Genomic DNA, 26,996 nt, shown 5'->3' with positions numbered 1-26,996 from the left:
GATACTCAGAAGGAGGCATTTTTTTGAAAAATATTCAATGGATTTTCGTCCTTTACTCATTTTTAGCTGTCTCATCGATGTGCGCAATCGGCGTCGGCGTCGCAGAAAAGTCACCGTTGACGATTATCATCTCTTCTATTTTAGTCCTCGTCTTCATGGGACTCGGATTTATGAAAAAGAAAAAATTACGCGAACAAGGACTACTTTAAATGAAACGAAGCGCGACGCATGGAATCTCCTCTGATTCTATGCGTTTTTTTACGTCATGAAATAATCGTAAAAACTTTCTACTCCGAAGAGATTGCAACAGGATGAGCGAAACGACTACTACTCGCTCGTCTCCTAACGATATGTTAACAATTCCAAACAATATACGATGACGTATGTCGTTTTTTTACGTTGTGGAGTAAAATAGAAATCGTACGTATTTTTTTAAGAAAGGAAGTGAAACCGATGATCGAACTGATTGCAACAGCCGAGTCGGTGGAACAAAGTAAGCAATTAATTGACGCAGGTGTCGATTATTTGTACGTGGGAGAAGATGAATTTGGTTTACGCCTTCCCTATTCATTCTCTTTAGAAGAAATAGGTCAAGTGGTGGAAATTGCACATACAGCGAATAAAAAAGTAATCGTCGCTGTGAACGCCCTCTTCCATAATGACCGCATTGAAAAATTGAAAGACTATCTCACAGAATTAGAGCGTCTCAACGTAGATGCGATTACGACGGGAGATCCAGGAGCAGTTCGTATTTTACAAAAAAACGAATTCAACTTGGACTACATTTACGACGCACAAACGCTCGTCACGAACTCTACACAAATTAACTTTTGGGGAAAACGTGGCGCAATCGCTGGCGTCTTAGCACGCGAATTGACGTTTGAAGAACTACAAGAACTCGCAGAAAATGTCATCATCCCTGTCGAAACGCTCGTTTACGGCGCAACTTGTATTCACCAATCAAAACGAAAACTCGTTCAAAACTACTTCAACTACGTCGATCAAGAAGTACCGGAATCGATGGCAAGCCGTGAACTGTTCTTATCAGAAAGCAATAAAGAAAACCATTACTCGATTTATGAAGATATGAACGGGACACACGTTTTCGCAACCGACGACGTCAACTTGATGACGCAATTAGATAAATTAGTCGACCTCGGCTTAAAACAATGGAAATTGGACGGCATTTTTTCACCAGGTGAAAACTTCGTCAAAATCGTCAAATTATTCGATGAAGCCCGCACTCATTTCCAAAACGGAACGTGGACAGAAGAAGTGATGAATGAATTAAACGAAAAGCTTCACGACTTACATCCACCACACCGCTCATTAGATGAAGGATTTTTCTTAAAAGATCCAGACTCGATTGAATCAAAATAAGAAAGGACGATCCACTATGACAAAACGTGTCATTACGAAAAAGCCTGAAGTATTATCACCCGCAGGCACATTAGAAAAATTAAAAATGGCAATCATTTACGGCGCAGATGCTGTATTTATCGGAGGAGAAGCGTACGGACTTCGCAGTCGCGCTGGAAACTTCAGCTATGATGAAATGCGTGAAGCTCGCGCGTTCGCGGACGAATACGGCGCAAAAATTTACGTGACGGCAAATATCGTCGCACACGAAGGAGATACGGAAGGCGCGGACGAATTTTTCCAAACGTTGAAAGAAATCGGCATCGATGCGGTCATCGTATCCGACCCTGCATTGATCGAAATTTGTGCTACCGCTGCTCCTGGACTTCCGATTCACTTATCGACACAAGCTTCAGCGACGAACTACGAAACGTTGAACTTCTGGAAAGATGAAGGGCTCGAACGTATCGTTCTCGCACGTGAAGTCGGCATGGACGAAATTAACGAAATGCAAAAGCATACAGACGTTGAAATCGAAGTGTTCATCCACGGTGCGATGTGTATTTCTTACTCTGGTCGTTGCGTGCTTTCTAACTACATGTCAGACCGCGACGCGAACCGCGGCGGTTGTTCACAATCCTGCCGTTGGAAATACGACATTTTCGAAATGCCAGAACCAGGCGAGAAAAACTCACACCTCGCTGGACTTTCTGAAGAAGAATTGGAAGCTTTCTCGATGAGTTCTGTCGATATGGCGATGATTCGTCACATTCCAGAAATTGTCGAAAGCGGTGTCGAAAGTTTAAAAATTGAAGGACGTATGAAATCGATTCACTACGTATCGACCGTTTCAAACGTTTACCGTGCAGCGATCGACGCATATTGTGCAGACCCAGACAACTACGTGTTCAACCAAGCGTGGGAAGACGAGCTTTGGAAAGTAGCGCAGCGTGAATTAGCGAGCGGCTTCTATTGGGGAACACCGACAGAAAACGAACAGCTTTTCGGTAAACCACGACGCATTCCACGTTACCAATTCGTCGGTCAAGTGCTCGACTACGATGAAGAAACACAAATTGCGACGATTCAACAGCGCAATAACTTCGGTGTCGGTGACGATATCGAGTTTTACGGACCTGGCTTCCGTCATTCTTACGAAACAGTGGAACAACTATGGGATGAAGACGGCGAAGAGATCGACCGCGCGCGCAATGCGATGATGATTTGTAAAATGAAAGTGAATACGCCTGTTCAAAAGTACGATATGATTCGTAAACAGCGCTAACTAGAACAGATCGCAACAAATTTTTATAACGACGAAAACACCTTCAACGGAGTGCTTCATGAGTACTCACGCTGAAGGTGTTTTATTGTTGCACATATATTTTATTTCGTTTCGATTGGAATGCGCAGTTCGAATGTGTTCGTCGGTTCGGTCGGGACGTATTGTAAGTCTCCGCCCATTTTGCGACTCATCTCTTTCGCAATCGCAAGTCCGAGTCCACGCCCTCCCGTTTCGTCGTTGCGTGACGCATCGACTCGGTAAAAGCGATTGAACAGTTGCGCGCGATGTTCTTCTTTAATGACAGGACCTGGTCCAGAAACGGCGAGCACGTATTCCGTATCCACTCGTTTTCCGGTGATCGTAATCGGCCCGACACCGTCATAATATTGAATCGCATTGTCGACTAAATTCGTCAAAATATGATGCAATCCTTCTTTCAATGTATAAAGCTCTATCGGCTCGACATCGATGTGTAACGCAATGTCATTTTTCGTTAAACTCACTTGGAACAACGTGTACATCTTTTCTACTTCTTGTCGCATATCAAGCAGCTCACGCGTCATCGTATCGTTCGATAAATGGTCGATTGCTGTTAAGTCATCCAATTGTTCGACCATTTTCGTCACGCGTTCCGTCTCTTCGATGAGCGAGCGATAAATGGCGACGTCCCCTTCGATAACACCGGACTCCATCGCTTTTAAATAACCGGCGATGTTCGTAAGCGGCGTCCGAATTTCGTGGGATAAATCAGTCGTCAATTTTTTACGCTCTTGCTCATTCGATTCGAGCTGTTCCATAAGCGCGTTAAATTGTAACAGCAACTGACCGATTTCGTCATTTTCGCGTTTCGGTTGAAGCTTCGCAGGGTATAGTCCGCGTTTCACCATTTCCATCGCTTCGATTAAATCGTTAATCGGACCTGCGATGCGGCGAGTGAAATGCATTTGAAGCAAGCTGCTAATGATGATACCAATCGACGTAATGATAAATAAATATTGAAACAAGGTCGCGTTAAAAAACTCATTGCGATGAGCTTCCGACGGACCGAGATGTTCGACGAGCATGCACGCTGTATTGTAGATCGTATAACTGCTCACGGTGAGCGCTACCGCCATAACCGCAATATTGACGAATGTTAAGCGCCAAAGAAAGCTGCCGGACAATACAGAAAGTGCTTTACGCTTGCTCATGGACAAATTTATACCCCATGCCGCGCACTGTGACGATGCGCTTCGGTTGAGATGGGATATCCTCTATTTTTTCGCGCAATTTTTTAATGTGCGCATCGATCGTCCGGTCCAACACGTCCCGCTCATCGTACGGATACATTTGTTCGATAAGCTGCTCGCGCGTCATGACGATTTGCGGATTTTTCATAAAGCAATACAATAAATCAAATTCATGTTTCGTCAACTGCACTTCTTTCCCTCGCAAAATGACTTCGCGACGATTTGGATGTAATACGAGTTCATCCGACGCGATTTTTTTGCACGTCGAACCGCTCCGTCGAATCCCTGCTTTCACGTAAGCGACAATTTCAGACGGTTCAAACGGCTTCGTCACGTAGTTGTCCGCTCCGATATCGAGCCCTTCGATTCGGTCATCCGTCTGCGCTTTCGCCGATAACATAATGACCGTCGCATCGCTTTTTTTCTCGTGACGCAACCATTTGCAAAACTCTTCCCCTGACATGTGAGGCATCATCCGATCTAAAATGATGACACACGGTTGGTCGCGCTCGTATTTTTCCTGCGCTTCTTTTCCATCGACTGCTTCAACGACATCGTACTGTTCTTTTTCCAAATAAATTTTCAATAAGTTGCGAATCATCGCATCATCTTCTACGACGAGTACTGTCTCTTTCAATGTATTCACCTCGGATAAAAAAGAAGCGAGGACGAGCCTCCCTTCTCTTTACTTAATTTTTTCGTATTCTTGTGCCATCGTATCGTAGTTCATCGCACCGTATGCAATAAACGAAATAACTCCTTCACGATCGATGAAAAATGTCGTCGGAATCGGTTGGATTTTGTACGTTGCAGCTGTTGCTGAATTGTGATCGAGCAACACATCGAACGTCAATCCGTAACTATCGATAAATTCTGGCACGTGCTCTTTACTTTTTTCAGTTTCAATTAAGTTGACAGAGAGCAAATTGGCATCGGTATCTTTGAAGAACTGCTCCATATCCGGCATCTCCGCTCGGCATGGCGGACACCACGTTGCCCAGAAGTTTAAAATGACTGGTTCCCCTTGGTAATCCGTCAACTTCACTTGTTCCCCTGTCGCTAAATCTTGTACTTCGAAGTTCGGCGCCATATCGCCTACTTTAATGCCGAACCCTTCAAACGCTTCTTGCTTCGCATTTAATTGCTGTTGTTCTTTCAACAATGCAGCTCGTTGTGCAGCGAGTTGTTTCTCTTCGCTCTTCTCACCAGTGAACTCAAAAATCGCCCAACCGACCATTAATACGACGACGAGGCCGATAATGATATTTCTCAAATGTCTTCCTCCTTATCCTAACTTACTCATCCACGTATCTTCTACAAGATCCAATAAAAACTCCGTAATGCGTGGCATCCAACCGAAGAATAAGACGAGTCCCATTAAAATCATAATGACACCGCCGACTTTCATAATCGTTCCACTATGTTTCAAAATCGCGCGTGTTGAACCGATGAAGAATGAAAAGACGAGGAACGGTAACGCAAATCCGATGACGTAAAAGACCGTATATAAAATACTATACGTCGGATTCGTTGCCGCTAAAAATAAAATGCCTCCGAAAATCGGCCCGATACAAGGCGTCCACCCTGCTGCGAATCCTAAGCCGACGAAAAATGAACCGAGATAGCCCGATTTCGACGGATTCATTTGCATGCGCTTTTCCTGCATTAAAAACTTAATTTGAATCCAACCACCGACGAATAATCCCATAACGATGAGTAAAATTCCAGCGAGTCGTTGAATGAACTTTCCGATTGACCCTTCTAACAATTGACCGATGACGTCTCCTAACAGTGATGCTGCGAATCCTAAACTAATGAAGACGAGCGAAACACCTAATAGGAAAAAGACAGAGTTCGTTAAAATCTTTTTTCGAATTTGAGGGGTTTGGTCTCCTTGAATTTCTTTCACACTCACCCCTGTAATGTACGATAAATAAGCCGGAAAAATAGGCAGTACACAAGGAGATAAAAATGATAACGCACCTGCTCCGAGCGAGAGTAATAACCCGAGCAGTAAAGGCGTCGTTGCTGTAAGTTCCAAACGAGGTCACTTCCTTTTCTTCTGAATAATTCCATATCCGACATGTGCGAGTAACACAATGACAATGAACGGGATTGTAATGCGGTATTGATACATCGTAACGACAGGCATGATCCACTGAAGGATGAAAACCCCGACGAGCCATAATAGTGCAGTCGTATAGCTACGCAAACTCGCCGACATTTTCGCTCCAATGAATACATAATATAGAAGGACAACGGCTAACGTTATGACGTACGGTAGCTCGTAGTTGCTCTTGCGCTCAATGAGTTGCATAAACTCATATATAAAGGAAGAAAAAATAAAAATCGGGACGAACGCATCGTATAAAGCGGTCGGGAACTCCCCTTTTTTCCACCCTTTGTACACGCTATGAATGACTGCGAGTGCCACTCCGATATAAAAAGCTTGGCGCGTGCTCGGATAAGCGAGTAAAGCGAACGGGTCTTGTATGAACATTTGCAAATGGAGCAAAATTTTAGCGAGCCACATGTATAAAATGACGTTAATGATAAATGAAAATACTTCCTCTATCGCTTGCCATTTCATTTTCGCTTCGCCTTGAATGACGATGAAATAAACACCCGCTCCTAGTAAAAAACTTAATATAATTTTGGCAACTGTCCAAATGATCCAAGCTGAAGGCATAAGTCCTTCCCTCCGTTCTTAACGCTTCTTTCAGTTTATGGTCGCTCTATGAAAATATGATGAACAATCGAAAAGAATGTTCAAAAGACGAAAAAATATGGATGGAGCATGACGCTCACATCCATATTTTATTACTTGTATTGTACCATCGTGTAGTTTTTCTTACCGCGACGTACGATCGTAAACGCATCATCTAAACGATTTTTCGCATCGACTGTGTAGTCGAGGTCTTGTACTTTTTCACCATTTAATGAAATCGCACCGTTTTGAATATCTTCACGTGCTTGACGTTTTGAAGGAGAAACTTTCGCTGTGACGATGAAATCGACGAGGTTCACATCTTCTTTCGCCATTTCTGCTGTCGGTACGTCTTTAAACGCATCTTTCATTTCCGCGACCGTCAACGCTTTTAAATCTCCTTTAAAGAGTGCTTCTGTAATGCGCACCGCTTGTTCAAGTGCTGCTTCACCATGTACGAGACGCGTCATTTCTGCCGCTAATGTTTTTTGCGCTTCGCGGAGATGTGGCTCTGTTTCCACTTTTTCAGCGAGTGCTTCAATTTCTTCACGTGACAAGAATGTGAAGATTTTTAAGTATTTTACGACGTCTGCATCTGCCGTGTTGATCCAAAATTGGTAAAACTCGTACGGTGATGTTTTGTTAGCGTCTAACCAAACTGCGCCACCTGCTGATTTACCGAATTTCGTACCGTCCGCTTTCGTCACGAGTGGAATTGTGAAACCGAACGCATTCACTTCTTCGTCATGTGTTTTACGGAGTACTTCAAGTCCTGTCGTAATGTTGCCCCACTGGTCGCTTCCTCCAATTTGAACTTGCACGCCGTAGTTGCGGTATAAGTGGTCGAAGTCTGCTGCTTGCATGAGCATGTATGAGAATTCCGTGTATGAAATTCCTTCTTCTAAACGTGACGCGACGTTATCTTTCGCGAGCATATAGTTTACTGTCAGCAATTTTCCGTAATCGCGTAAAAAGTCAATCAATGTCATTTCACCAATCCAGTCGCGGTTGTTCACGAGCTGTGCGGCGTTTTCTTCTCCTGAATCGAAATCGAAAATGCGCTCTAATTGTGCGCGAATGCCTTGAACGTTTTGTTCGACTTGTTCTGGTGTTTGAAGAACGCGCTCTTCAGAACGTCCTGACGGGTCACCGATCATCCCTGTCGCACCGCCGACGAGAAGTGTCGGTTTATGTCCGTGCATTTGGAAACGACGAAGTGTTAACATCGGTACGATATGTCCGATATGCATAGAGTCTGCTGTCGGGTCCACACCGCAGTACAATGTCACTTTCTTCTCATCGAGTAATTTTTCTAAACCTTGTTCATCTGTCTGTTGGTAGAGTAAGCCTCTCCATCGTAAATCTTCCATTAATTCGTTAGCCATTGTACTTCCTCCTTGAGTTTTTAAAATAAAAAAAGCCCTGCGCAAACAAAAATGTTCGCACAGGGACGCTTTTACAAACGTGGTACCACCCTAGTTGAATGACGCGTATTCCGTCATTCCTCATTGAAGGCATATTAACGCTATGCACACGTATACTCCAAAGCTGTAATTCGGACTGTAGTCGCATCGTGACTCACACCGACCGTCACGTCTCTGATTCTGCCATACTACTTCCTACTGCGGCTCATTCATCGTATAATAAAAGTTGTGAATAGTACCTATTGTAAGCCGTTTTTTTGTTTTGTCAAATCTTTTTCAAAATATGCTATAATGAATTACGGTTTTAGGAGGGAAAAAATTAGTGAGTCATAAACAAAATGAAGAGCGTTTTGCGACGCGATTCGAACGCAAGTATAACGAGTTCCAACAGTCTAAAGCAGGCTCTATCATCCGCATCGGTTCAGGGATCGCATGGAACTTAATGATTTTGCTTTTAGTCGTCATGTTTATAGGAGGCATCTTTGCTGTTTCGGTCGGCGCTGGCTATTTCGCTCATCTCGTTTCAAAAGAACCACTCCGTTCTCCAGAAGAAATGAGAAACGCAGTTTTCAACTATGAAGAAACGTCAGAAATTTATTATGCCAATAACGTCTTTTTCGGAACGATTAATGCCGATATCGAGCGAGAAAAAACAACATTAGATAAAATTTCACCGTACGTCATCGATGCTGTCTATGCGACAGAAGATGAATACTTTGAAGAACATGAAGGGATCGTCCCGAAAGCAATCATTCGTGGATTATTGCAAGATATCACCAACTCGAGTAGCCAAACAGGTGGCTCGACCTTAACACAACAATTAATTAAAAACCAAATTTTAACGAATGAAGTATCGTACGAACGAAAAGCGAAAGAAATTTTACTCGCGATGCGTTTGGAACATTTCATGACAAAAGATGAAATTTTAGAAGCGTATTTGAACGTTATTCCATACGGACGGAACGCGATCGGACAAAACATTGCCGGTGTCGAAACGGCTGCGCAAGGGATTTTCAATAAACCAGCGAGCGATTTAAACTTGCCGCAATCTGCCTTTATCGCAGGTATTCCACAAGCACCATTCGCTTACACACCTTTCAAAAGTAACGTTAGCGGTGGAGGTTTAAAAAGTGATGATTTATTAGAACGAGGTATTTCGCGTATGAAAACCGTACTCTTCCGTATGAAAGAGACAGGTTACATTACCGAAGCTGAATATGAAGAAGCACTCGCTTACGATATTAAAAAAGATTTCCGTGAGCCGTATTTGCGCGCGAATATCGAAGAGCCGTATTTAACACAAGAAATTCAAAATCGTACGGTCGATATTTTAACAGAAATTTTCGCAGCGGAAGATGGCATTGATCCAGAACGCCTCGAACAAGAACAAAAATTAAAAGAAAAATATCGCATCATAGCCGATCGTGCGATGCGTACAGAAGGATATCGCATCCATTCAACGATCGACCGCGACATGTATAAAGAAATGAACCGTGTCGCTAAAGAGTACCAAAACTACGGATTTACGTATAAACGTGAAAAACGTGACCCAGAAACAGGGGAAAAATATTTAGTGGACGACCCTGTTCAAGTCGGAGCGATGATGATTGAAAACTCGACAGGACGTATTTTATCATTCGTTGGAGGACGCGACTTTGAACTTTCTGAAGTGAACCACGCGACGCAAGCGTATCGTCATCTCGGTTCGTCGATCAAACCACTTCTCGTCTATGCACCGGCTATTGAATATGGTGTCATCGGTGCAGGAAGTCCAGTCGTCGACGTGAAATTTACGTCAAAAGGTTGGAGTCCATCAAACTATATCGCAAGTTATGAAGCAGGAATTATTCCAGCACGAGAAGCGCTCGCCATGTCATTAAACGTCGCAACTGTACGGCTCTATTACGACATTATCGACCGACGCCCGATGGAATTTTTACACAATATGGGCTTCTCTCGTTTAACGGAAACAGATTACACAGTCCCATCAGCAGCACTCGGAACTGTCGATGCGAGCGTTGAAGAAAATACGAACGCTTTCGCTACTTTGGGGAATGGTGGAAAATATGCCAAGTCTTACATGATTGAACGCATCGAAGATAAAGAAGGCAACATTATTTACCAACACGAAGTGAACCCTGTCGAAGTATTTTCACCTGAAACAGCATACATCGTAACCGATATGTTAAAAGGTGTATTGTACGGTAACGGTACAGCACCTGCTGTCACTGGACAGATGAATTTCCGTCCCGATATGGCCGCAAAAACTGGTACGTCAAACGACTTCGCAGACTCTTGGCTCGTCGGTTACACACCGAACGTGTCACTCGGCGTTTGGTTCGGTTACAAAGATAAAATCGTTGAAAATGGTGTGAAGCGAAACTTAGCACAACGCAGTGGCGCTCACCCGACGACACGTGTCAGTGGCTTATTCAGTCGACTGATGAACGTCGCCAACGCTACGAATCCTGACGTCATTCAAGCAGGGGCACGTTTCGAACGTCCAGCTCAAGTCGTCAATCGATCATTTTGTGGTATTTCAGGACTCGCTCCATCTGAAGCGTGTAGCGCAGCAGGGCTCGTCCGTTCAGACTTATTCAACGCAAAAGTGATGGTCCCTTCAAAAGCAGACGACAGTATTATCTCCGGATCTTACGTCTCTGTAAAAGGTGAAAATTATTTAGCTCACCCTTCTACTCCAGCCGAATTCATTCGAGCAGGAGGAACAGGTGTTAATGAACAATTTATCCAGCGCATGCTTGCGCCACTCGGAGGTAATGCTTCGAAATTGTTCCCTGCGAATTCATTGTTCGCAAAAAGTGTCGTCTCAGGAAAAGTTTTCCCAGCAGACGATGTCGCACCAGCACCTGTTACCGTTTCTTATAACGGCTCTACGCTAACATGGACAGCTTCACCATCCAATGACGTCATCGGTTATTACGTCATGCGTGACGGTGTCAGAATCGCAACGATTCAAGACGGCCAAAGCTTGTCGCTGAATGTCAATGGCGGAGGTAATTTATCCGTCGTCGCTGTCGACATTACAGGTTTAACTTCTACTCCTGCTTCTATCTCAGTTGAGGAAGAAGAAGAAGAGGTTCCGGAAGAAGAAATTCCGGAAGAAAAACCGGAAGAACCTGAAACGCCGAGCGAAAAACCGGAAGAAAAACCGGAAGAAAAACCGAATAAACCTGAAGCTCCTGAAGAAGACAAAGAATCGTAACAAAGAGAACTCAACTTCGTTTAAACGAGGTTGAGTTTTCTTTCGTTTCCAAACTGTTATAGTGTATACTATTAGATACAAGTTCGCATTGAATGATAGGTGGTGAATGTGATGGAACATAAGAAAAACCATAATCAGTTAGAGAAAGATTCGCCTTATGGCAAAATTATCGTAGAAAGTCCGGTACCGAGTGAACGTTTCGCATCATACACATTCGACGAAGGGCTCATTGCTTTCCGTCCTGCTTCACGACAACATACTGCACTCATCGAAGTGGCGAAACAGCCTGAAGCACGCATGACGATCGCACGTATTGACGATGTCATTATCGGTTACGCTGCATTTTCATATCCGGACCCGCTCGAACGGTGGGCAGAAGGTAATTTAGAGCGCTTGCTCGTACTCGGTGCTGTCGAAGTATCACCGAATTATCGTGGCGCTGGAATCGGTAAAGCACTTCTTGAAGTGACGATGATGGATGAAGCGGTAGAAGATTATATTATTATTACGACAGAATATTATTGGCATTGGGATTTAAAATCAACCGGTTTGAACGTTTGGGATTACCGTCGCATGATGGAAAAAATGATGAATCATGGGGGCCTCATGTATACACCAACGGATGATCCAGAAATTTGTTCACATCCCGCTAACTGTTTAATGGTGCGCATCGGACGTGATGTCGACCAACATACGATTGACCAATTCGATCGACTTCGTTTCGCAAGAAGATATGCGACATACGAATAAAATGGAGGAAGTTTCTCCATTTTTACATACAGTTGTAAGCGCTTCACAGGTAATACATAACAAAGGGTGATGAGGAGAATGGCACAAAATAAGTTTGTATTTTCAGAAGATTTTTTACATTATCATTTCAAAGACGGACATCCGTTCAACCAAGACCGCATGTATATCGCCTATCAATTATTGCGTTCGATCGGTGCTTTGACAGATGATCAAATTGTCGCCCCTCGTATGGCGACGGATGAGGAACTACTACTCGTTCATGATGCTCGTTATATCGATTTCATTAAACGAGCGAGCGATTCTCCTGTCACACAGGAAGAGATTAATAAATACGGAGTCGGTACAGAAGATACGCCGATTTTTGATAATATGCACGAAGCGACAGCACTCATCGTCGGGGGGACCTTGACTGCTGCTGAAGAAGTGATGGAAGGACGTGCGAAATATAGCGCCAACTTAAGCGGTGGCTTGCACCATAGTTTCCGCAGTAAAGCGAGCGGCTTTTGCATTTACAATGACTGCAGCGTCGCCATTGAACATATCGTTCAAAACTATGGCAAAAAAGTATTGTACGTCGATACCGATGCGCACCACGGGGACGGTGTACAATGGTCGTTTTATGACAATCCGAATGTTATTACATTATCGATTCACGAAACAGGACGCTACTTATTCCCTGGAACTGGAGAAGTGAGTGAAAGAGGAACAGGTCAAGGATATGGTTCAAGTTTTAACGTTCCACTCGATGCCTTCACAGAAGATGATTCCTTCACACAAGTATATACCGAGGCGATGGAACGGATTTGCGAACATTTCAAACCGGACGTCATTTTAACTCAAAATGGCGCAGATGCTCATACGTATGATCCACTCACTCACTTGCATTGTTCCATCGATTTATATGAGACGATTCCGAAAGTGGCACGTCGTCTCGCGGACAAATATTGTGAAGGCCGTTGGATTGCGACAGGTGGTGGCGGTTATGATTGGCGTGCCGTCACTCGTGCGTGGGCGATGATTTGGCTCGTTATGAACGATATTGAAATTCCAGACGGTCCACTTCCACCGAATGTGATGAAAGAAATTCAAAAATATTATGACGAACCGATCGACCTGCACTGGCGTGACCCCGCTGAAATATTCGCTCCGATCGAGCGCCGTTCCGTCATCGATGTGAACAATTACAATGCGATGCAACGCGCATTATCTGTCGTTTGTCCATAATAAAAAACAGTCGAAAAATCAACTACGATTTTTCGGCTGTTTTTTTATGCGAGTGGATTTTTTTCTTTCGTCGATGCTCGTAACTCAAAGCGATACGGCAACGTCACTTTATCTTCTTCTGTTTCTTCTTTATTCATTAACTTCGTCAAAAGACGCATCGAAACAGCACCGAGGTCATACAATGGAATGACGACAGACGTTAACTGTGGACGCACTGCACGTGCGAGCAATGAATGCTCGAAACAAATAATTTCGAAATCATCTGGTACAGAAAATTTATTGTCGCGAATCGCATTTAAAATACCTACCGCAAGCTCATCGTTACTGACGAGAATCGCTGTCGGTGCATCGTCGCGCTCTAACATTTCGCACCAATGATTGTACGCATCATCATACGTATTATCTGTCTCTAAAATAAATTCTGGATTCACTGTAAATCCTGCTTCTTCGTGCGCTTTTTCAAATCCGACTTTTTTGCATAGACGGTTAATATCGCGCGTAAATGGTCCTGACACGAATGCTAAATTCGAATGTCCGTTTTCAATTAACTTTTTCGTCGCCTCATATGCTGCTTCTTCATATTCCATATTCACAGTTGGAAATTCTTTTTCTGCATCGAGCGTTCCTGCTAAAACGATCGGAACGTTCGCACGGCGCATTTCTTCACGTAATTGTGGTGTGATCGAATCACTCATGAAAATAATACCGTCCACTTGTTTACCAAGATGGTCTTCTAATAATTCAACTTCACGATCTTGTCGTTTGTCAGAGTTGGATAAAATAATATTATATTCATACATCGTTGCGATATCCGCAATCCCTCGTGATAATTCTGCATAAAACGTTTTCGACGCATCTGGTACGATAACCCCAATCGTCGTCGTTTTTTTACTTGCGAGTCCTCTCGCTACAGCATTCGGACGATATCCTAATCGTTCGATCACTGCCAATACTTTCTTTCTCGTCTCCGGCTTTACATTCGGGTTGCCGTTGACGACTCTCGATACGGTAGCCATGGAGACGTTCGCCTCTTCCGCTACATCGTAAATCGTTATTGCCATAACGTATCGCCCTCCTCTTTATTTTCATTTTACCACAAAATAAATGCCGGGCCACCTATTGTGAGGTGATTCCGGCATTTTTTATTATACAGTTGCGTAATTTTTCATGAAACGTTGAATTTCTTCGTAAAATGCGTCGAATTCTCCGATGTCCATTTGCTGTTGCGCATCTGAAAGTGCAACTGCTGGATCCGGGTGAACCTCCGCCATGACGCCATCCGCACCAACTGCAATTGCAGCTTTTGCTGTCGGAAGCAATAAATCTTTGCGTCCTGTCGAGTGTGTAACGTCGACCATAACAGGTAAGTGAGTTTCTTGTTTTAAAATTGGTACAGCTGAAATATCTAACGTATTTCGTGTCGCACGTTCGTATGTGCGAATACCGCGCTCACATAAAATAATTTGGTCGTTTCCTTTTGCGATAATGTATTCCGCTGCTTTGACGAATTCATCAATCGTCGCTGACATACCACGTTTTAAAAGAACAGGCTTGTTGATCATTCCTGCTTCTTTCAAAAGTTCGAAGTTTTGCATGTTACGCGCGCCGATTTGAACGACGTCTACGTAATCAAGCGCTTCTTCTAAGTGACCTGGTGTGACGATTTCTGTCACGACTTGTAAACCTTCTTCATCCGCTACTTGGCGTAAAATTTTCAATCCTTCTAAGCCGAGTCCTTGGAAGTCGTAAGGTGATGTACGTGGTTTGTAAGCTCCCCCACGAATCATCGTCAAGCCTTTCGCTTTAATAGACTGTGCGACTGCTTTCACTTGCTCATATGATTCAACAGCACATGGACCGAACACGAATGTTTGGCTACCATCACCGATTTTCGTACCATTTACATTAACGATTGTATCTTCTGGTTTACGCTTACGAGAAACGAGCAATGCGTTTTTCTCCTCGTCCTTTTGAATTTCCAATGCTGACATGAAAATGCCTTTGAAAATCTCATCTAAAATTCCATTCGGAAGCGGTCCCTCATTATATTCTTTGAGGAAATTTAACATCTCACGCTCACGCATAGGGTCATAACGATTGACACCTTGCTTCTCTTTTACTTTACCGATCTGCTTCACTAATGACGTACGTTCGTTAATTAAATCTAAAATCTTAACGTTCAGTCCGTCAACTTCTTTTCGTAACTGCTCTAAGTCTTGTTGTCTCATCTGATTTAAATCTCCTCTCCGAACATAACAATCACGCGAAACCCTTTTCGTTCTAATGATTGTATGTTACATTTTGATATAATAGACTTCATTATAAAGAAACCTTTTTGAAAAGTCACGCAATTTAAGTAAATATTAAATTTTTTACATTTTTTTGATGAAAGGATGAACGTGCGTGTCCCCATTATTATTCTCTTTAGACATCGGCACTCGCTCTGTCGTCGGAACGATTATGAAGCAACTTGACGACGAACAATATGAGGTAATTGACTTAGTGCAAGTCGAGCATAAAGAACGAGCGATGATCGACGGCCAAATACATAACGTGCTAAGCGTAGCACAAGTCATTGAACAAATTAAGGAACAATTTGAAGAAAGGCACGGTCCGCTGAAAGAAGTGAATGTCGCTGCTGCTGGACGTGCGTTAAAAACGATTCGTGGAGAAGCTTCCATCGACCTTTCAGAACGTTTGCTCATTTCGACAGAAGCTGTCCAAAATTTAGAACTCGCTGCCGTGCAAGAAGCGCATGAACAATTGATGAAACAAACGAAAGAATTGTCAACGACGTATTATTGCGTCGGCTATTCCGTATTACAATACGAACTCGACGGCGAAGTGATCGGCAATTTAATCGATCAACACGGACAAGTCGCAACGATTAAAGTGATCGCGACATTTTTACCACGCGTCGTCATCGAAAGTTTAATTCATTCATTGGAACGAGCAGGTTTAAAAATGGCAGGACTCACACTAGAGCCGATCGCTGCCATTCACGTTTTAATCCCGCAATCGATGCGTCGCTTGAACGTCGCACTCGTCGATATCGGAGCTGGTACGAGTGATATTGCAATTACGAGCGATAATACCATTTCTGCTTACGGCATGGTTCCGATTGCTGGAGATGAGATTACCGAACAGTTAAGCAATCATTACTTGCTCGACTTCCCGATTGCCGAACAAATTAAACGACAATGGACAGACGGTGAAACGGTCGAATTTGAAGATATTTTAGGGATGATGTATGAAGCCACTTATGACGAATTGTTATCGATTTTATCCCCATCGATTGACGAGTTAGCGACATCGATTTCTGAACAAATTTTAAGCTTGAATGGAGACCATCCACCCCAAGCGGTCATGGTGATCGGGGGAGGAAGCTTAACGCCAACATTAACAGAACGAGTGAGTGAACATTTAAAACTCCCTCAAGCTCGCGTTCAAATTCGCGATACGAAAGCGATTAAAAATGTCATCATTCAAGATAACATCCAAAATTCACCTGCACTCGTCACACCGATTGGAATTGCACTTGCAGCACAAGAGTCACCGATTCAATACGTTTCGATTTCCGTTAACGGCCGCGACATTCGTCTTTTTGAATTATCGAACTTAACGGTCGGCGACGTACTCATCAATGCACAAATTAACGTGTCGCAACTGTTCGGAAAACCTGGTCTCGGCATGTCTCTCACGGTGAATGGACAGTTCATTACCGTCCCAGGTGAACACGGTACTCCGTCCATCATTCAGCGAAATGGAGAACTCGTCTCGATCAAGTCACCTGTTGCGGACGGCGATTCCATCGAAGTCATACCCGGTAAAAAAGGGAAAGATGCTGTCGCAAAAATTGAAGATTTAATCGAAAAAGTAGAGCCGTTACACATTACGATCAATGGTGAACCGCACACGATTGAGCCGACATTAACATTGAATGGCGAGCCGACGACTTTAGATCAGTCGTTAAAAGATCGAGATGTTGTCGAAGCGAAACAACTGACAACGGTCGGACAATGTCTCGAACATTGCGGTGTCGAAATTGCGCGCGGGGAAAGTTTGCTCGTAAAAATTGACGGTCGTCCTCACCAATTGAAGCCGAGCAATTTACTGCTCTATATGAACGGCCAAATGACGACACCACAAACAGCGATTCAAAACGGTGCTGTCATCCAACTCATTCAACAATCCGAGCGCACACTCGCCCAAATTGCGAAAGAGCTCAATTTATATACGACGTCTGCCATTTCCGTTCAATTTAACGGAGAGCTCGTCAACATTACGCGGATGAACTATACGATTTTCGTCAATGAAGAAGAAGTGACGGATTTACAACTCGTCGTGACGAATGAAGACGACGTATCGTGGCAAGCACGTCCGACGACAAACTTCATGTTTAGCGATGTATTTGCACATACCGACTTTGAATTGCCGACAGCAGCGACGGCACAGTATCAATTAAGCCGTAATGGCAATCCTGCAGAATTTACAGATCCTATTTTTAACGGTGATGAACTCGCCGTCAACTTTTTCTAACATAAAAAGAGCGTAAGCAGAAATTTATTCTACTTACGCTCTTTTGTTATTTCTCTTCTTCTTTCGGTTGTTCTTCGAGTGGCTCTTCGCCTTCTGTTGAAGCTGTGCCGTCATCAAGCGGTGCTTCTTGTTCACCTTTTACTTTATCGACGACTTCACCTGTTTTTTCTTTAATCGCTTTCGTTACTTCGTCTGTTTTTTCTTTCGCTGTTTGTGTAAGCTCATCTGTCTTCTCTTTTGCAGCTTGTGTCAATTCGTCTGTTTTTTCTTTCGTCGCTTGAGCGAACCCTTCCGCTTTTTCTTTCGCGACTGCTGATAATTCGATCGTTTTATCTTTTAATTCGATCGCTTGTGTCGAAATATCTTCGCGCATTTCACGACCTGATTTCGGTGCGAGTAAAAGTGCTGTTACCGCTCCTGCAAGTGCTCCTAGTGTTGCACCGACGAGGAAGCTGCCTACGCCTGATTCAGCTTCATAGCTTTCCTTCGCGCTCGGGCGGTGTTCATAACTTGGGTTGCCATACGTGTTTACATATTCTTTTTCGTTTGTCATGTTCCATCCTCCTAGTAATATTCGTTTTAGTTGTACGATTTCCAACCTTTTGATTTCGGAAGTTTCGTACCTTTCGCTTTATTCACTAATTCAATGACGACATTTCCCCATTGAACAGCTTGCGCAATTTTGTCGCTATTTTTCTCAGCTTCGAGTGCGACTGAGTTCGATACGCGTGTGACCGATTGGTTTAAGTTACTTACTGATGATCCGACACCTTTCACCGCGTCGACAACTGTGTTTAATTTCTCTGATTTTTGTTGAATGTCTTCTGCAAGTGCGTTTGTTTTATGTAACAAAGCAGTTGTTTCTACTGTGATACCTTCCATCTGTTTCGATACATCATCTAAAGTTGCTGTCGCTACTTTAATCGTATCTTTTAAAGAGATGAGTGTGATCGCTAAGCTAACGCATAAAATTAAAAAGGCAATCGCTGCGACAATCGCGGCAACGTAAAGTAAATTCTCCATTCCTAGTCCTCCTCTGAACATTATATCGTATTGATATTGTCATACCCTATTGTGACGAATGATAAACGACTTGTCTAATCTTTTACTAAAATTTAGTCGGTGTCACTATTTTGTCATAATTGCTCACGAAACGCTTTTGCGTATTTCGGGACATCTCCTGCACCCATAAATAAGTAAACGGCTTCACCATGTTTGTTTAATGTATCGATTTCTTCTAGTTGTAAATAATGTGCACCGTCGATCGCTTTGACGACGTCTTGAATCGTCAAGCTTCCTTTTTGCTCGCGAGCTGATGCGAAAATATCACAAATGTAAATGTGATCCGCTCCGCTTAAACTTTCCGCAAATTGCTCTAACAATGCTTCCGTCCGTGAAAATGTGTGCGGCTGGAAAATCGCAACAACTTCACGATTTGGGAACTTTTGACGTGCCGATGCGAGTGTTACCGCAATCTCTGTCGGATGATGCGCATAGTCATCGATTAAAACATGATTATTTACTTCTGTGATGGAGAAGCGACGTTTCACTCCGCCGAATGTGTCGAATCCTTGTTGGACGAGTTTCGGATCAATTTGTTCGTATTGTGTAATTGCGATGACCGCAAGCGCGTTCAATACAGCATGTTTTCCCGGTTGACGAATTGTGAAACGCTCATAAAACTCGTTGCGAATGAAGACGTCAAATGATGAACCTTCTTCATTCATCTCTAATTGACGCACCGTGAAATCATTCTCAGGGTCGAAACCGTAATACACGACCGGTACATTAGCACGAATGCGTTGAAGATTCAAGTCATCTCCGCATGCGATAATCCCTTTTTTCACTTGTTGTGCCATCGTGTTGAACGCATCTAAGACGTCATCCAAGTCATGGAAATAGTCTGGATGGTCAAAGTCGATGTTCGTAATGATCGTATAGTCTGGATGGTACGCTAAAAAGTGGCGTTTATATTCGCACGCTTCAAAAACGAAGTACGTCGAATCTTTCACACCTTTTCCCGTACCGTCACCGATTAAAAATGATGTCGGCTTCGCTTGTGTCAACACGTGCGACAACAATCCCGTCGTCGATGTTTTACCGTGCGTTCCCGTCACACTGATCGATGTGTAATCTTTCATATATTGCCCTAAAAATTCGTGATAGCGTACGACCGGCACTCCTAATGCGCGGGCGCGTTCTAATTCTGGATGATGATCTGGGAAAGCATTTCCCGCGATGACTGTCATCCCTTCTTGAATATTTTCTTCACTGAACGGTTGAATTAAAATATCGCGTTCACGCAATGGCTCTTCTGTGAAGAAATATTTGTCTACGTCCGATCCTTGTACGCGTTGCTCGGAATCGTGAAGGATTTGTGCGAGCGAACTCATCCCGGATCCTTTAATTCCTGTAAAATGAAACAATGTCATGAATGTAACCTCCCGGGACAATACTTCCCATAGTCTTTATTAGTTTAGTATACCATGTCTCTCTTGCATTTTAAAATGAACTTATAGTCTGCTTAATTGCTCCTCCGTCAAAAAGACTGTGCGTGGTTTTGTGCCGTTTTGCTCAGAAATAAATTGCAATTCTTCTAGCTGCTCCATAATTCGTGCGGCACGATTGTAGCCGATGTTGAATTGACGTTGTAAAGCGGATGTACTCGCCGTTTCTTGACCGATTAAATATTCACATACTTCTTCAAATAACGGGTCGCGTTCATCTGCAATTTCGATTTTCATTAAATCATCGACGCCGAATGCATATTGCGGATCGCGCTCTCTCTTCACATGATCGATGATGCGTTCAATTTCGTTATCCGATACGAAAGCGCCTTGCAATCGAACAGGGTCGCTTCCTTCTGCATATAACATGTCACCACGACCGAGCAATCGTTCCGCTCCCGCTTGATCTAAAATCGTGCGCGAGTCAATTTGAGAAGAAACGCTAAACGCGATACGTGTCGGTACGTTCGCTTTGATCGTTCCCGTAATGACATCGACGCTCGGGCGCTGTGTCGCGATGAGTAAATGAATGCCTGCTGCGCGTGCTTTTTGAGCGATGCGACTGATCGACAATTCCACATCTTGCGGAGCCATCATCATTAAGTCCGCTAATTCATCGATGACGATTAATAAATACGGCATATGTGGCGCTTGTCCGTCTTCTTTCGCCATTTCATTGTAACGTTCAATGTTGCGCGCTCCTACTTCGGCGAACAATTGATAACGTTCTTCCATCTCATTGACAGCCCATTTCAATGCGAGCGTCGCCGCTTTCACATCGGTAATGACGGGGCTAAGTAAATGTGCGATGCCATTATACGGCGCGAGTTCTACCATTTTCGGGTCGATTAAAAGCAATTTCAATTCATCTGGAGATGCTTTGTATAAAAGGCTCGTCAAAATACAGTTAATGCACACCGACTTCCCTGAACCTGTCGCTCCTGCGATTAATCCGTGAGGCATTTCGCTTAAATCGATCGTGATCGGCTCTCCTGTAATGTCGAGACCGAGCGCCGCTTCTAATGGCGACTCTGAATTTTGAAACGGTTCTGACTCCAAAATCTCTCGCAATTCTACTGCATGTGACTCGCGGTTTGGTATTTCAATGCCGATGAAGCTCGTCCCTGGAATTGGCGCTTCAATTCGAATATCGCGCGCCGCTAAAGCAAGTTTTAAATCATCTGTTAAATTGCGAATTTTACTCACTTTCGTTCCGCGTTCCATCGTCATTTCAAAACGTGTAACAGACGGTCCTTGTACTGCTTGTTCCACTTTCGCTTCAATGTTGAAATGCGCGAGCGTTTCTTCTAAAATTTCAGCTTGCTCATCCAACCAAACATCGTCTCGCTTTTTCTCACTCGGCTCTGTCAAATAGTCGAGGGATGGAAATTGATAATCTTTCAAAAGCTCTTCGGTAATGACCGAGGCCTTTTTTACTTCCGCTACCTCTTCTACTTTATTTACGTTTTTTTCTTCTTCATCTTCTTGTGCTCGTTCGACGAGTTTTTCTAATTGCGTCGCTTGATGTTGGAGCGTCTCTCGCTTCTGTAATTTCTCTTTGTCTGATTTCAACATGACAACATTGAATGGAATCGTCGATGGTTTTTCTTCTTTTTCTTTTTCTTCTTCTAATTGTGTCATCGTCGAAATTTCATTCGATACGTGTTCGATTTTTTCATCTAATTGTTTTAAATGATCGAAGCGCTCTTCCAATGCATGCCCTAACTTTTCCGGACATATTTCTTCCTCTAACGCGCTGTTAGGTAAGTTTTCCGTACTTGCCACCTCAACCTGTTCTACTTCTGGCGTTGACGGCTCTTCGATATCTTCCGTCTCGTTTATGACAACATTCGTATTCTCTTCATCATTAGCAACGACTTCTTCTTGTTCTTCTATTGTTGAAGTCGATACTGTTCGTTCATCTGAAAAATCATCTTCTATCTTTTCTACTTTACGTAGTCGTTCGCTCATTTCATTTTGCAAAGCTCGTTCCTGTTGTTCTTCGCTGACAGGCACATCTTGCGGTTTTTTTGGGGCAGCGACTACTTTTTTCTCCTCTTGCACAATGACATCGTCCGTTCGTTGATTGTCATCATTTCCCCCTACTTGTTCATCAGAAGGAGCATAGGCACTCGTTCGTTGTGGAGACGGTGCTTCACTTAATTTTTCATCTCGTTTGGAAGAAGGCAATTTCTCTTCATTCATACTGTTAGCGATGCGATGTGCTTGTAATTTTTTAACGTATGGAACCGTTTGTTCTTTGTAAGTATTGTAAGAACGTTGATCTTCATCGATCGGTCGATTCGGATGTTTCTCAACCTCTTCTTGTTGTCTCCATTCGTCTTTTAAAGGGAGTGGTTCGTCCTTTAACTCTTGCAACGTTCGAATCGGTTGTTGAAAACCGTAAATCGGCGAAGGGACATCGCTCAATTTAAATGGTTTTCGCTCTTCTTGTGAGCTCTCAAATACTTTCGGACGCTCTACTTCCACCGTAGCAGGTTTTGACGGTCGCTCTACATGTCGTGGAACTTGTCTCACCTCTTTTTTTCTTCGCAATATTTGACGGTCGACGTGCGCTTGTTGTCGAGAACGATGATTCCTTCCGGGCCAACGCTCATTTTCATACAATGGACGTGGCACAAAATCTTCCAATTCATCCGTACAAAGAATGCGTTCTTCCCATTTCATTCGCTCTCTCGATACGTCTTGTTGACGTTCTACTAGTGGAAAAGTGAACGGTTTCGTACGTCCGCCTTTCTTCGCCGGAACTTGTTTCACTTCGGGTTGCGGTGCTTCTTGAACGACTGCGCGTTCTTCTTCTTGCTCAATATATTCATCTCGTTCGTCTTCAGTGTGAAATACTTTTTTTATTTTATTAAAGAAACTCATATTTAATCACTCTTTCAATTTCAGACATCTACTTATTTTATCATAGTTCCGATATTGACTTCAAAAATGTTACGTAAAAAAACGCTATGTGAGACTTCCCTCACATAGCGCTCTCTATTATGCGAAAAAATCTTCGCCCACTTGTCGTGATTCTTCCAATACGAGAATACCTTTTTGTTGTTCACCGTTCGGTAAATTCAATTCTTTCGCCGAGCAAATCATTCCTGTTGAAGGTACTCCGCGAAGTTCTGCGTCTTTAATGACGAGTCCAGAAGGCATGACCGCGCCTACTTTCGCGACGACGACTTTTTGGTCCGCATCGACGTTCGCCGCTCCGCAGACGATTTGTAACGGCTCTTCAGCCCCTACATCGACTGTACAAACGCTTAATTTATCTGCGTTCGGATGCTTTTCACGCGTCAACACATGTCCGACGACAAATTTCGGTGAAAGGTCCACGTCGAACTTGTAAGTGAAGCCTTCTTTTTCTAACACCGCTTCTAATTGTGCGACGAACTCTTCCGTTAATTTGATCGGTCCTTCCGTTTCGAGCGTTAATTTCTCACTCGCATTGAATACGTTCATGCCGACAACACGGTCGTCCATACGTACGACCGCGACGTCACCAAACTTTTCAACTGTCGGCTCTCCTGTCGCATCCTCTAAATCGATCATTAATGTGTCACCTAAATGTGCTCGGTTGTAAAATACGTTCATGTCAGTTGTCTTCTCCTTCGATTCGTTGATTTTTCGCTAAAATAAAGATCGGGTCTAACTTTCCTTCATCGTAAATGAAAGATAAAGAAGTGATCGGGACAGTACCGACTGTGAAGAAGTGCATCGTCATTTGCGCCAATACGTCATAACCGACGTTATTGCGTAAATCACCGATAATTAACACGTCTTGATGTGGCACGGATACTGTCATATGGCCTTCTACTTTTTCGCTCATCTCTTTTAAAAACGCGCGATTTAAAATACGTGTCGCATCGTAACCGTCGTTCATATTAAGAAAATAAAAAATATTGCCGTCCACTTCATCTTCTTTCATCTCGATCGGTAATGCTTGCGCTTTAAATAAGGCACGTTCTTTCAATTGTTCTTCACTCATGCCGAGTTGCGCTAAAACGTGTTCATCGATTAAACGGTACGTCGAGCCTAAATCGAGCGCGTAATAAATGCGCGTCTCCGCTGTATGATATTCCGTAATGAAACGATGACCTTCTTTTGATTTCTCGGGAAATGATGTCGAACGAATGACCGGTAATACGACCGCTTCTTCTCCGTTAAACCCTTCCGCTCGTTCGCGTGCCATCGAGCGAAATGTTTCATTAATAATATAGACGACTTCGTCTAACGCTTCAACTCCACGTGCAGTAATTTTCGCGCTAATTTCTGAAATGCCGAGCGTTAATCCTTGATGCCATTCACGATGGGTAATTTTCACACGCTCTTCTTTTCGGTTATAATCCCAATCGAGCTGATCTGCCATTTCGATTTTTTGTTTCAATGCTTCGATAATTTCTAATGGTTTCAAGCTGCTTCATCCTTTTCTTCTTTCAGCTCTTCTAACGGCTTTTCTTCAGGTTCTACGTCATTCTCTTCTTCCATAATTTCTAAAGAACGAATGAGTTGTACCATCGGCTCTACCGCTTTAGCGAGCTTTTTGTTTTTGTCGTACGTCGTTAACTTTCTTCCACCGACACCGACTGTCAGTTCTGAACGATTGTCATCGAGTTGCGTGACGATCACGTACATAAATTGACCGTCTTGCTCGTACACTTTCGTAATTTCGCCTTCTGTTTTTTCAATCGTCGTTTCGTACAACTGTTTACTTCTTTCATCTTCATTCGGATTGACAAATAAAATGTACGGGTTTTTTCCTTTTTCAAATAAAATATTAAACTCGTCAACTTCTTCCTTCATTTCAAACTTTTCTGGAACGTATAGTTGATAATGACCGATCGTTTCATTCGTTTCTGGAATCGGTTCTTTTACGAGCTCATCCATCTTTTCGAACGCGGCATCCGCTCCTTCTTCTGTCGTCGCATTACACGCTGCGAGAAGAAAAGTAAATGTTAACAGTAAGCCGAGTATTAACTTCTTATTCATAAGCACGCTCCTCTACATATTCGTCTTTTCATTTTAAAGCGAGTCGGAAACGTATGCAAACTTGTCGACTTAAAAAAGCGCAAGCCTACATTATTGTAGCAACTTGCGCTTTTCGGTCATTTCTGATTCGTTTCTAATAGTGCATGATGAATGGCCGTCAGTTTTTCTTCAATGCGGTGCAATAAATAAAAGGATAAAAATATTGGAAACCCGATTGTTTCGATAAACTGTAAAAATTCATTCATGCCTCTCACTCCTTTCTTACACGAAAAAGCCGAATGAAAGCGCTCGGCTCTCATTCGGCTTCTCTTTAGCGTGCATAGATGACGGACGTATCGCGAGCGACTACTTTCGCTTCGAGCGCTTCTGTTAACGCTGCGCCGTCAATGACGAAAGCGTTCGTCGCGATCACTTCCTGCATCACATCGACGACTTCTTCTTCCGTCACCGACTCTCGCGGATCAGGAATCGCATACGTGACACGTTTCCCGAGTGACGTTAAAAAGACGAGTTGTAATTCTTTCATCAATTATTCCTCCTTAATAAATTTCTGACGTTTGGCTCGTTTCCACTTGGAACAAAGCGCGTTCACTCAATGAAAACAGAGCATTCGCCGCTTGACGTAATGAATTGGCATCCGCTTCTGGATTGACGTTCGCGTACGTTTTAGAACGGAAGACTTCTTTTCCTTCATCGTTCAAGCCATTTTCATACGTGCATTTTAACGTTTGACGTTTAAAATGAAACTGCATCATCGCACTCCCTCCTTTCTACACCTCCTATATTCCGAGGAGCGGTTTCAATCTGGACTCTTTTTTATAAAAGATGCGGATAGTTGCTTGAAAACCATTTAAACAACGTGAAATAAATCGCTTCATACAAGTAACCAGACGGACTTCTCACTTCGCCGGAATGTTCGATATGGCGCACAGCTCGAATGAATGAACGACATACTTCTCTTTCTAATTGTTCATCTTCTTCCCAGCGAACAGGAAAATTCGCTCGCATTGAAAATTTACGTTTCGCTCCGTTCATAATGCCATAATATCTTTTCGCATCTTCAGGTGTGTGGCTATACAGGCGTATCGTTTCTCGAATGCGCTCTGGTAATTCGGTTGAACTGTAAAACGCTTCTTCTTCCAACTGTTCTTTTTTCTTCTGTCGTTCATGTTGTCCTTCATCCACTAAATCATCAGTAATATTCAACCCTTGTACTTTTTTCGGAAATAAAACGTATAAATAATTCGGCTCATTATTTCCTCTTCGTCTTTCTTTCAATAAATCAATCGCTTTTAACTCGCGTTTTACTTTCGCAATCGTCTGTCTACTTTTGATCCCTAGCCATTTCCCTAACGTATCATTCGTACAAATGACGTACACTTTTCCTTCGCTATCTTTCCATCCGTTTTTCACCGATAACTCGTGTCGGTGACGAAGTAAGCTCCACATCACTTTCGCTTGTAAACTAAGTTGATCGTACGGTGCTGTCGTAAAGAAAAAATGTGGCAATTGATAAAAGGCGTATCGATACAATTTGGCTCATTCCTTTCAAAACGTATCGGTGACGTTTCTTATTTTTTATCGTTCTACTTGTATGATTATATTTTGTGTGTCATTTTTGGACATCCGACGTCGTCTTTTTTAACGAACGGACGACAAAAAACTCACCGTCGCAAAAAGGGTGAGTGAATGTTCGTTGAAAAATGATAAATGGTGATGTTGCTTTTTATGTAATGAAAAAGCACCTT

At 43.2% G+C, this 26,996-nt stretch carries 26 protein-coding genes and 1 other annotated feature; of the genes, 7 read left to right on the top strand and 19 right to left on the bottom strand.

Features of this window, described 5'->3' with window-relative positions; all coding sequences use genetic code 11:
- Positions 1 to 23 precede the first annotated feature (23 nt).
- From ACFQ0V_RS05425 to ACFQ0V_RS05415, 3 genes are all read left to right on the top strand, one after another.
- Positions 24 to 209: a YlaF family protein gene (locus ACFQ0V_RS05425; protein WP_381010672.1), complete on the top strand. Its 186-nt coding sequence runs from the start codon at positions 24 to 26 to the stop codon at positions 207 to 209.
- 244 nt (positions 210 to 453) lie between these two features.
- Complete coding sequence (locus ACFQ0V_RS05420) at positions 454 to 1,380, top strand: peptidase U32 family protein (protein WP_381010670.1); 927 nt, start codon at positions 454 to 456, stop codon at positions 1,378 to 1,380.
- Between the two features lie 16 nt (positions 1,381 to 1,396).
- On the top strand, positions 1,397 to 2,644 hold the full coding sequence (locus ACFQ0V_RS05415; RefSeq protein ID WP_381010667.1) for a peptidase U32 family protein: 1,248 nt from the start codon (positions 1,397 to 1,399) through the stop codon (positions 2,642 to 2,644).
- 101 nt (positions 2,645 to 2,745) lie between these two features.
- Here the strand turns inward: ACFQ0V_RS05415 and ACFQ0V_RS05410 are convergent, their stop codons facing one another.
- The 6 genes from ACFQ0V_RS05410 to tyrS all read right to left on the bottom strand — a co-directional run bounded on the left by ACFQ0V_RS05410 (position 2,746) and on the right by tyrS (position 7,965).
- Positions 2,746 to 3,834, bottom strand: coding sequence for a HAMP domain-containing sensor histidine kinase (locus tag ACFQ0V_RS05410; RefSeq protein ID WP_381010664.1), 1,089 nt, complete (start codon positions 3,832 to 3,834; stop codon positions 2,746 to 2,748).
- On the bottom strand, positions 3,821 to 4,510 hold the full coding sequence (locus ACFQ0V_RS05405) for a response regulator transcription factor (RefSeq protein ID WP_381010661.1): 690 nt from the start codon (positions 4,508 to 4,510) through the stop codon (positions 3,821 to 3,823). Before ACFQ0V_RS05405 ends, ACFQ0V_RS05410 begins: the two co-directional genes overlap by 14 nt.
- A gap of 48 nt (positions 4,511 to 4,558) precedes the next feature.
- A complete protein-coding gene (locus tag ACFQ0V_RS05400) occupies positions 4,559 to 5,146 on the bottom strand; it encodes a redoxin domain-containing protein (RefSeq protein ID WP_381010658.1) in 588 nt (195 codons plus the stop codon).
- 12 nt (positions 5,147 to 5,158) lie between these two features.
- Positions 5,159 to 5,914 (bottom strand): cytochrome c biogenesis CcdA family protein, encoded by a 756-nt coding sequence (locus tag ACFQ0V_RS05395; RefSeq protein ID WP_381010655.1) that lies wholly within the window; start codon positions 5,912 to 5,914, stop codon positions 5,159 to 5,161.
- A gap of 6 nt (positions 5,915 to 5,920) precedes the next feature.
- Entirely contained in the window at positions 5,921 to 6,562 is a 642-nt protein-coding gene (locus ACFQ0V_RS05390; protein ID WP_381010653.1) for a hypothetical protein, read from the bottom strand.
- A gap of 131 nt (positions 6,563 to 6,693) precedes the next feature.
- Positions 6,694 to 7,965, bottom strand: coding sequence for a tyrosine--tRNA ligase (gene tyrS, locus ACFQ0V_RS05385; protein ID WP_381010650.1), 1,272 nt, complete (start codon positions 7,963 to 7,965; stop codon positions 6,694 to 6,696).
- Positions 7,966 to 8,023: 58 nt separating this feature from the next.
- Positions 8,024 to 8,226 (bottom strand) — a binding site (T-box leader).
- Between the two features lie 100 nt (positions 8,227 to 8,326).
- On the opposite strand from tyrS, the gene ACFQ0V_RS05380 reads away from it, so the two are divergent.
- The 3 genes from ACFQ0V_RS05380 to ACFQ0V_RS05370 all read left to right on the top strand — a co-directional run bounded on the left by ACFQ0V_RS05380 (position 8,327) and on the right by ACFQ0V_RS05370 (position 13,201).
- Positions 8,327 to 11,227 (top strand): transglycosylase domain-containing protein, encoded by a 2,901-nt coding sequence (locus ACFQ0V_RS05380; protein WP_381010647.1) that lies wholly within the window; start codon positions 8,327 to 8,329, stop codon positions 11,225 to 11,227.
- A gap of 111 nt (positions 11,228 to 11,338) precedes the next feature.
- Entirely contained in the window at positions 11,339 to 11,977 is a 639-nt protein-coding gene (locus tag ACFQ0V_RS05375; protein ID WP_381010644.1) for a GNAT family N-acetyltransferase, read from the top strand.
- 78 nt (positions 11,978 to 12,055) lie between these two features.
- A complete protein-coding gene (locus tag ACFQ0V_RS05370; protein WP_381010641.1) occupies positions 12,056 to 13,201 on the top strand; it encodes an acetoin utilization protein AcuC in 1,146 nt (381 codons plus the stop codon).
- A 44-nt stretch (positions 13,202 to 13,245) separates the two neighbouring features.
- Here the strand turns inward: ACFQ0V_RS05370 and ccpA are convergent, their stop codons facing one another.
- A complete protein-coding gene (gene ccpA / locus ACFQ0V_RS05365) occupies positions 13,246 to 14,262 on the bottom strand; it encodes a catabolite control protein A (RefSeq protein ID WP_381010638.1) in 1,017 nt (338 codons plus the stop codon).
- 84 nt (positions 14,263 to 14,346) lie between these two features.
- Positions 14,347 to 15,429 (bottom strand): bifunctional 3-deoxy-7-phosphoheptulonate synthase/chorismate mutase, encoded by a 1,083-nt coding sequence (locus tag ACFQ0V_RS05360; RefSeq protein ID WP_381010636.1) that lies wholly within the window; start codon positions 15,427 to 15,429, stop codon positions 14,347 to 14,349.
- A gap of 175 nt (positions 15,430 to 15,604) precedes the next feature.
- Between ACFQ0V_RS05360 and ACFQ0V_RS05355 the strand changes: the two genes are divergently transcribed.
- On the top strand, positions 15,605 to 17,740 hold the full coding sequence (locus tag ACFQ0V_RS05355; protein ID WP_381010634.1) for a cell division protein FtsA: 2,136 nt from the start codon (positions 15,605 to 15,607) through the stop codon (positions 17,738 to 17,740).
- Positions 17,741 to 17,786: 46 nt separating this feature from the next.
- On the opposite strand, the gene ACFQ0V_RS05350 is transcribed toward ACFQ0V_RS05355, so the two are convergent.
- From ACFQ0V_RS05350 to ACFQ0V_RS05300, 11 genes are all read right to left on the bottom strand, one after another.
- Positions 17,787 to 18,293, bottom strand: coding sequence for a YtxH domain-containing protein (locus ACFQ0V_RS05350; protein ID WP_381010632.1), 507 nt, complete (start codon positions 18,291 to 18,293; stop codon positions 17,787 to 17,789).
- A 26-nt stretch (positions 18,294 to 18,319) separates the two neighbouring features.
- Positions 18,320 to 18,763 (bottom strand): DUF948 domain-containing protein, encoded by a 444-nt coding sequence (locus tag ACFQ0V_RS05345; RefSeq protein ID WP_381010630.1) that lies wholly within the window; start codon positions 18,761 to 18,763, stop codon positions 18,320 to 18,322.
- Positions 18,764 to 18,876: 113 nt separating this feature from the next.
- Complete coding sequence (gene murC, locus ACFQ0V_RS05340) at positions 18,877 to 20,172, bottom strand: UDP-N-acetylmuramate--L-alanine ligase (RefSeq protein WP_381010627.1); 1,296 nt, start codon at positions 20,170 to 20,172, stop codon at positions 18,877 to 18,879.
- Positions 20,173 to 20,253: 81 nt separating this feature from the next.
- Positions 20,254 to 23,136 carry a DNA translocase FtsK gene (locus ACFQ0V_RS05335; RefSeq protein WP_381010624.1) on the bottom strand — a complete coding sequence of 961 codons (2,883 nt, stop codon included), beginning with the start codon at positions 23,134 to 23,136 and terminating at the stop codon, positions 20,254 to 20,256.
- Between the two features lie 117 nt (positions 23,137 to 23,253).
- Entirely contained in the window at positions 23,254 to 23,853 is a 600-nt protein-coding gene (gene ytpR, locus ACFQ0V_RS05330; RefSeq protein WP_381010622.1) for a YtpR family tRNA-binding protein, read from the bottom strand.
- 1 nt (position 23,854) lies between these two features.
- The gene (locus ACFQ0V_RS05325) at positions 23,855 to 24,673 is read right to left on the bottom strand and encodes a DUF1444 family protein (protein ID WP_381010619.1); all 819 of its coding nucleotides are present in this window, start codon (positions 24,671 to 24,673) and stop codon (positions 23,855 to 23,857) included.
- Complete coding sequence (locus tag ACFQ0V_RS05320) at positions 24,670 to 25,248, bottom strand: hypothetical protein (protein ID WP_381010616.1); 579 nt, start codon at positions 25,246 to 25,248, stop codon at positions 24,670 to 24,672. The genes ACFQ0V_RS05325 and ACFQ0V_RS05320 overlap by 4 nt, the downstream gene beginning before the upstream one ends.
- A gap of 116 nt (positions 25,249 to 25,364) precedes the next feature.
- Complete coding sequence (locus ACFQ0V_RS05315; protein WP_381010613.1) at positions 25,365 to 25,493, bottom strand: YvrJ family protein; 129 nt, start codon at positions 25,491 to 25,493, stop codon at positions 25,365 to 25,367.
- 65 nt (positions 25,494 to 25,558) lie between these two features.
- A complete protein-coding gene (locus ACFQ0V_RS05310) occupies positions 25,559 to 25,774 on the bottom strand; it encodes a DUF2922 domain-containing protein (protein WP_381010612.1) in 216 nt (71 codons plus the stop codon).
- Positions 25,775 to 25,787: 13 nt separating this feature from the next.
- A complete protein-coding gene (locus ACFQ0V_RS05305) occupies positions 25,788 to 26,003 on the bottom strand; it encodes a DUF1659 domain-containing protein (RefSeq protein ID WP_381010610.1) in 216 nt (71 codons plus the stop codon).
- Positions 26,004 to 26,064: 61 nt separating this feature from the next.
- Positions 26,065 to 26,781 (bottom strand): replication initiator protein A, encoded by a 717-nt coding sequence (locus ACFQ0V_RS05300; protein ID WP_381010607.1) that lies wholly within the window; start codon positions 26,779 to 26,781, stop codon positions 26,065 to 26,067.
- Positions 26,782 to 26,996: the final 215 nt, after the last annotated feature.

The organism is Savagea faecisuis (assembly GCF_042675605.1).
In the GTDB taxonomy this organism is placed as follows: domain Bacteria; phylum Bacillota; class Bacilli; order Bacillales_A; family Planococcaceae; genus Savagea; species Savagea faecisuis.
Note: the sequence above shows the minus strand (reverse complement) of the source record. Positions and strands in the feature narration are given on the sequence as shown.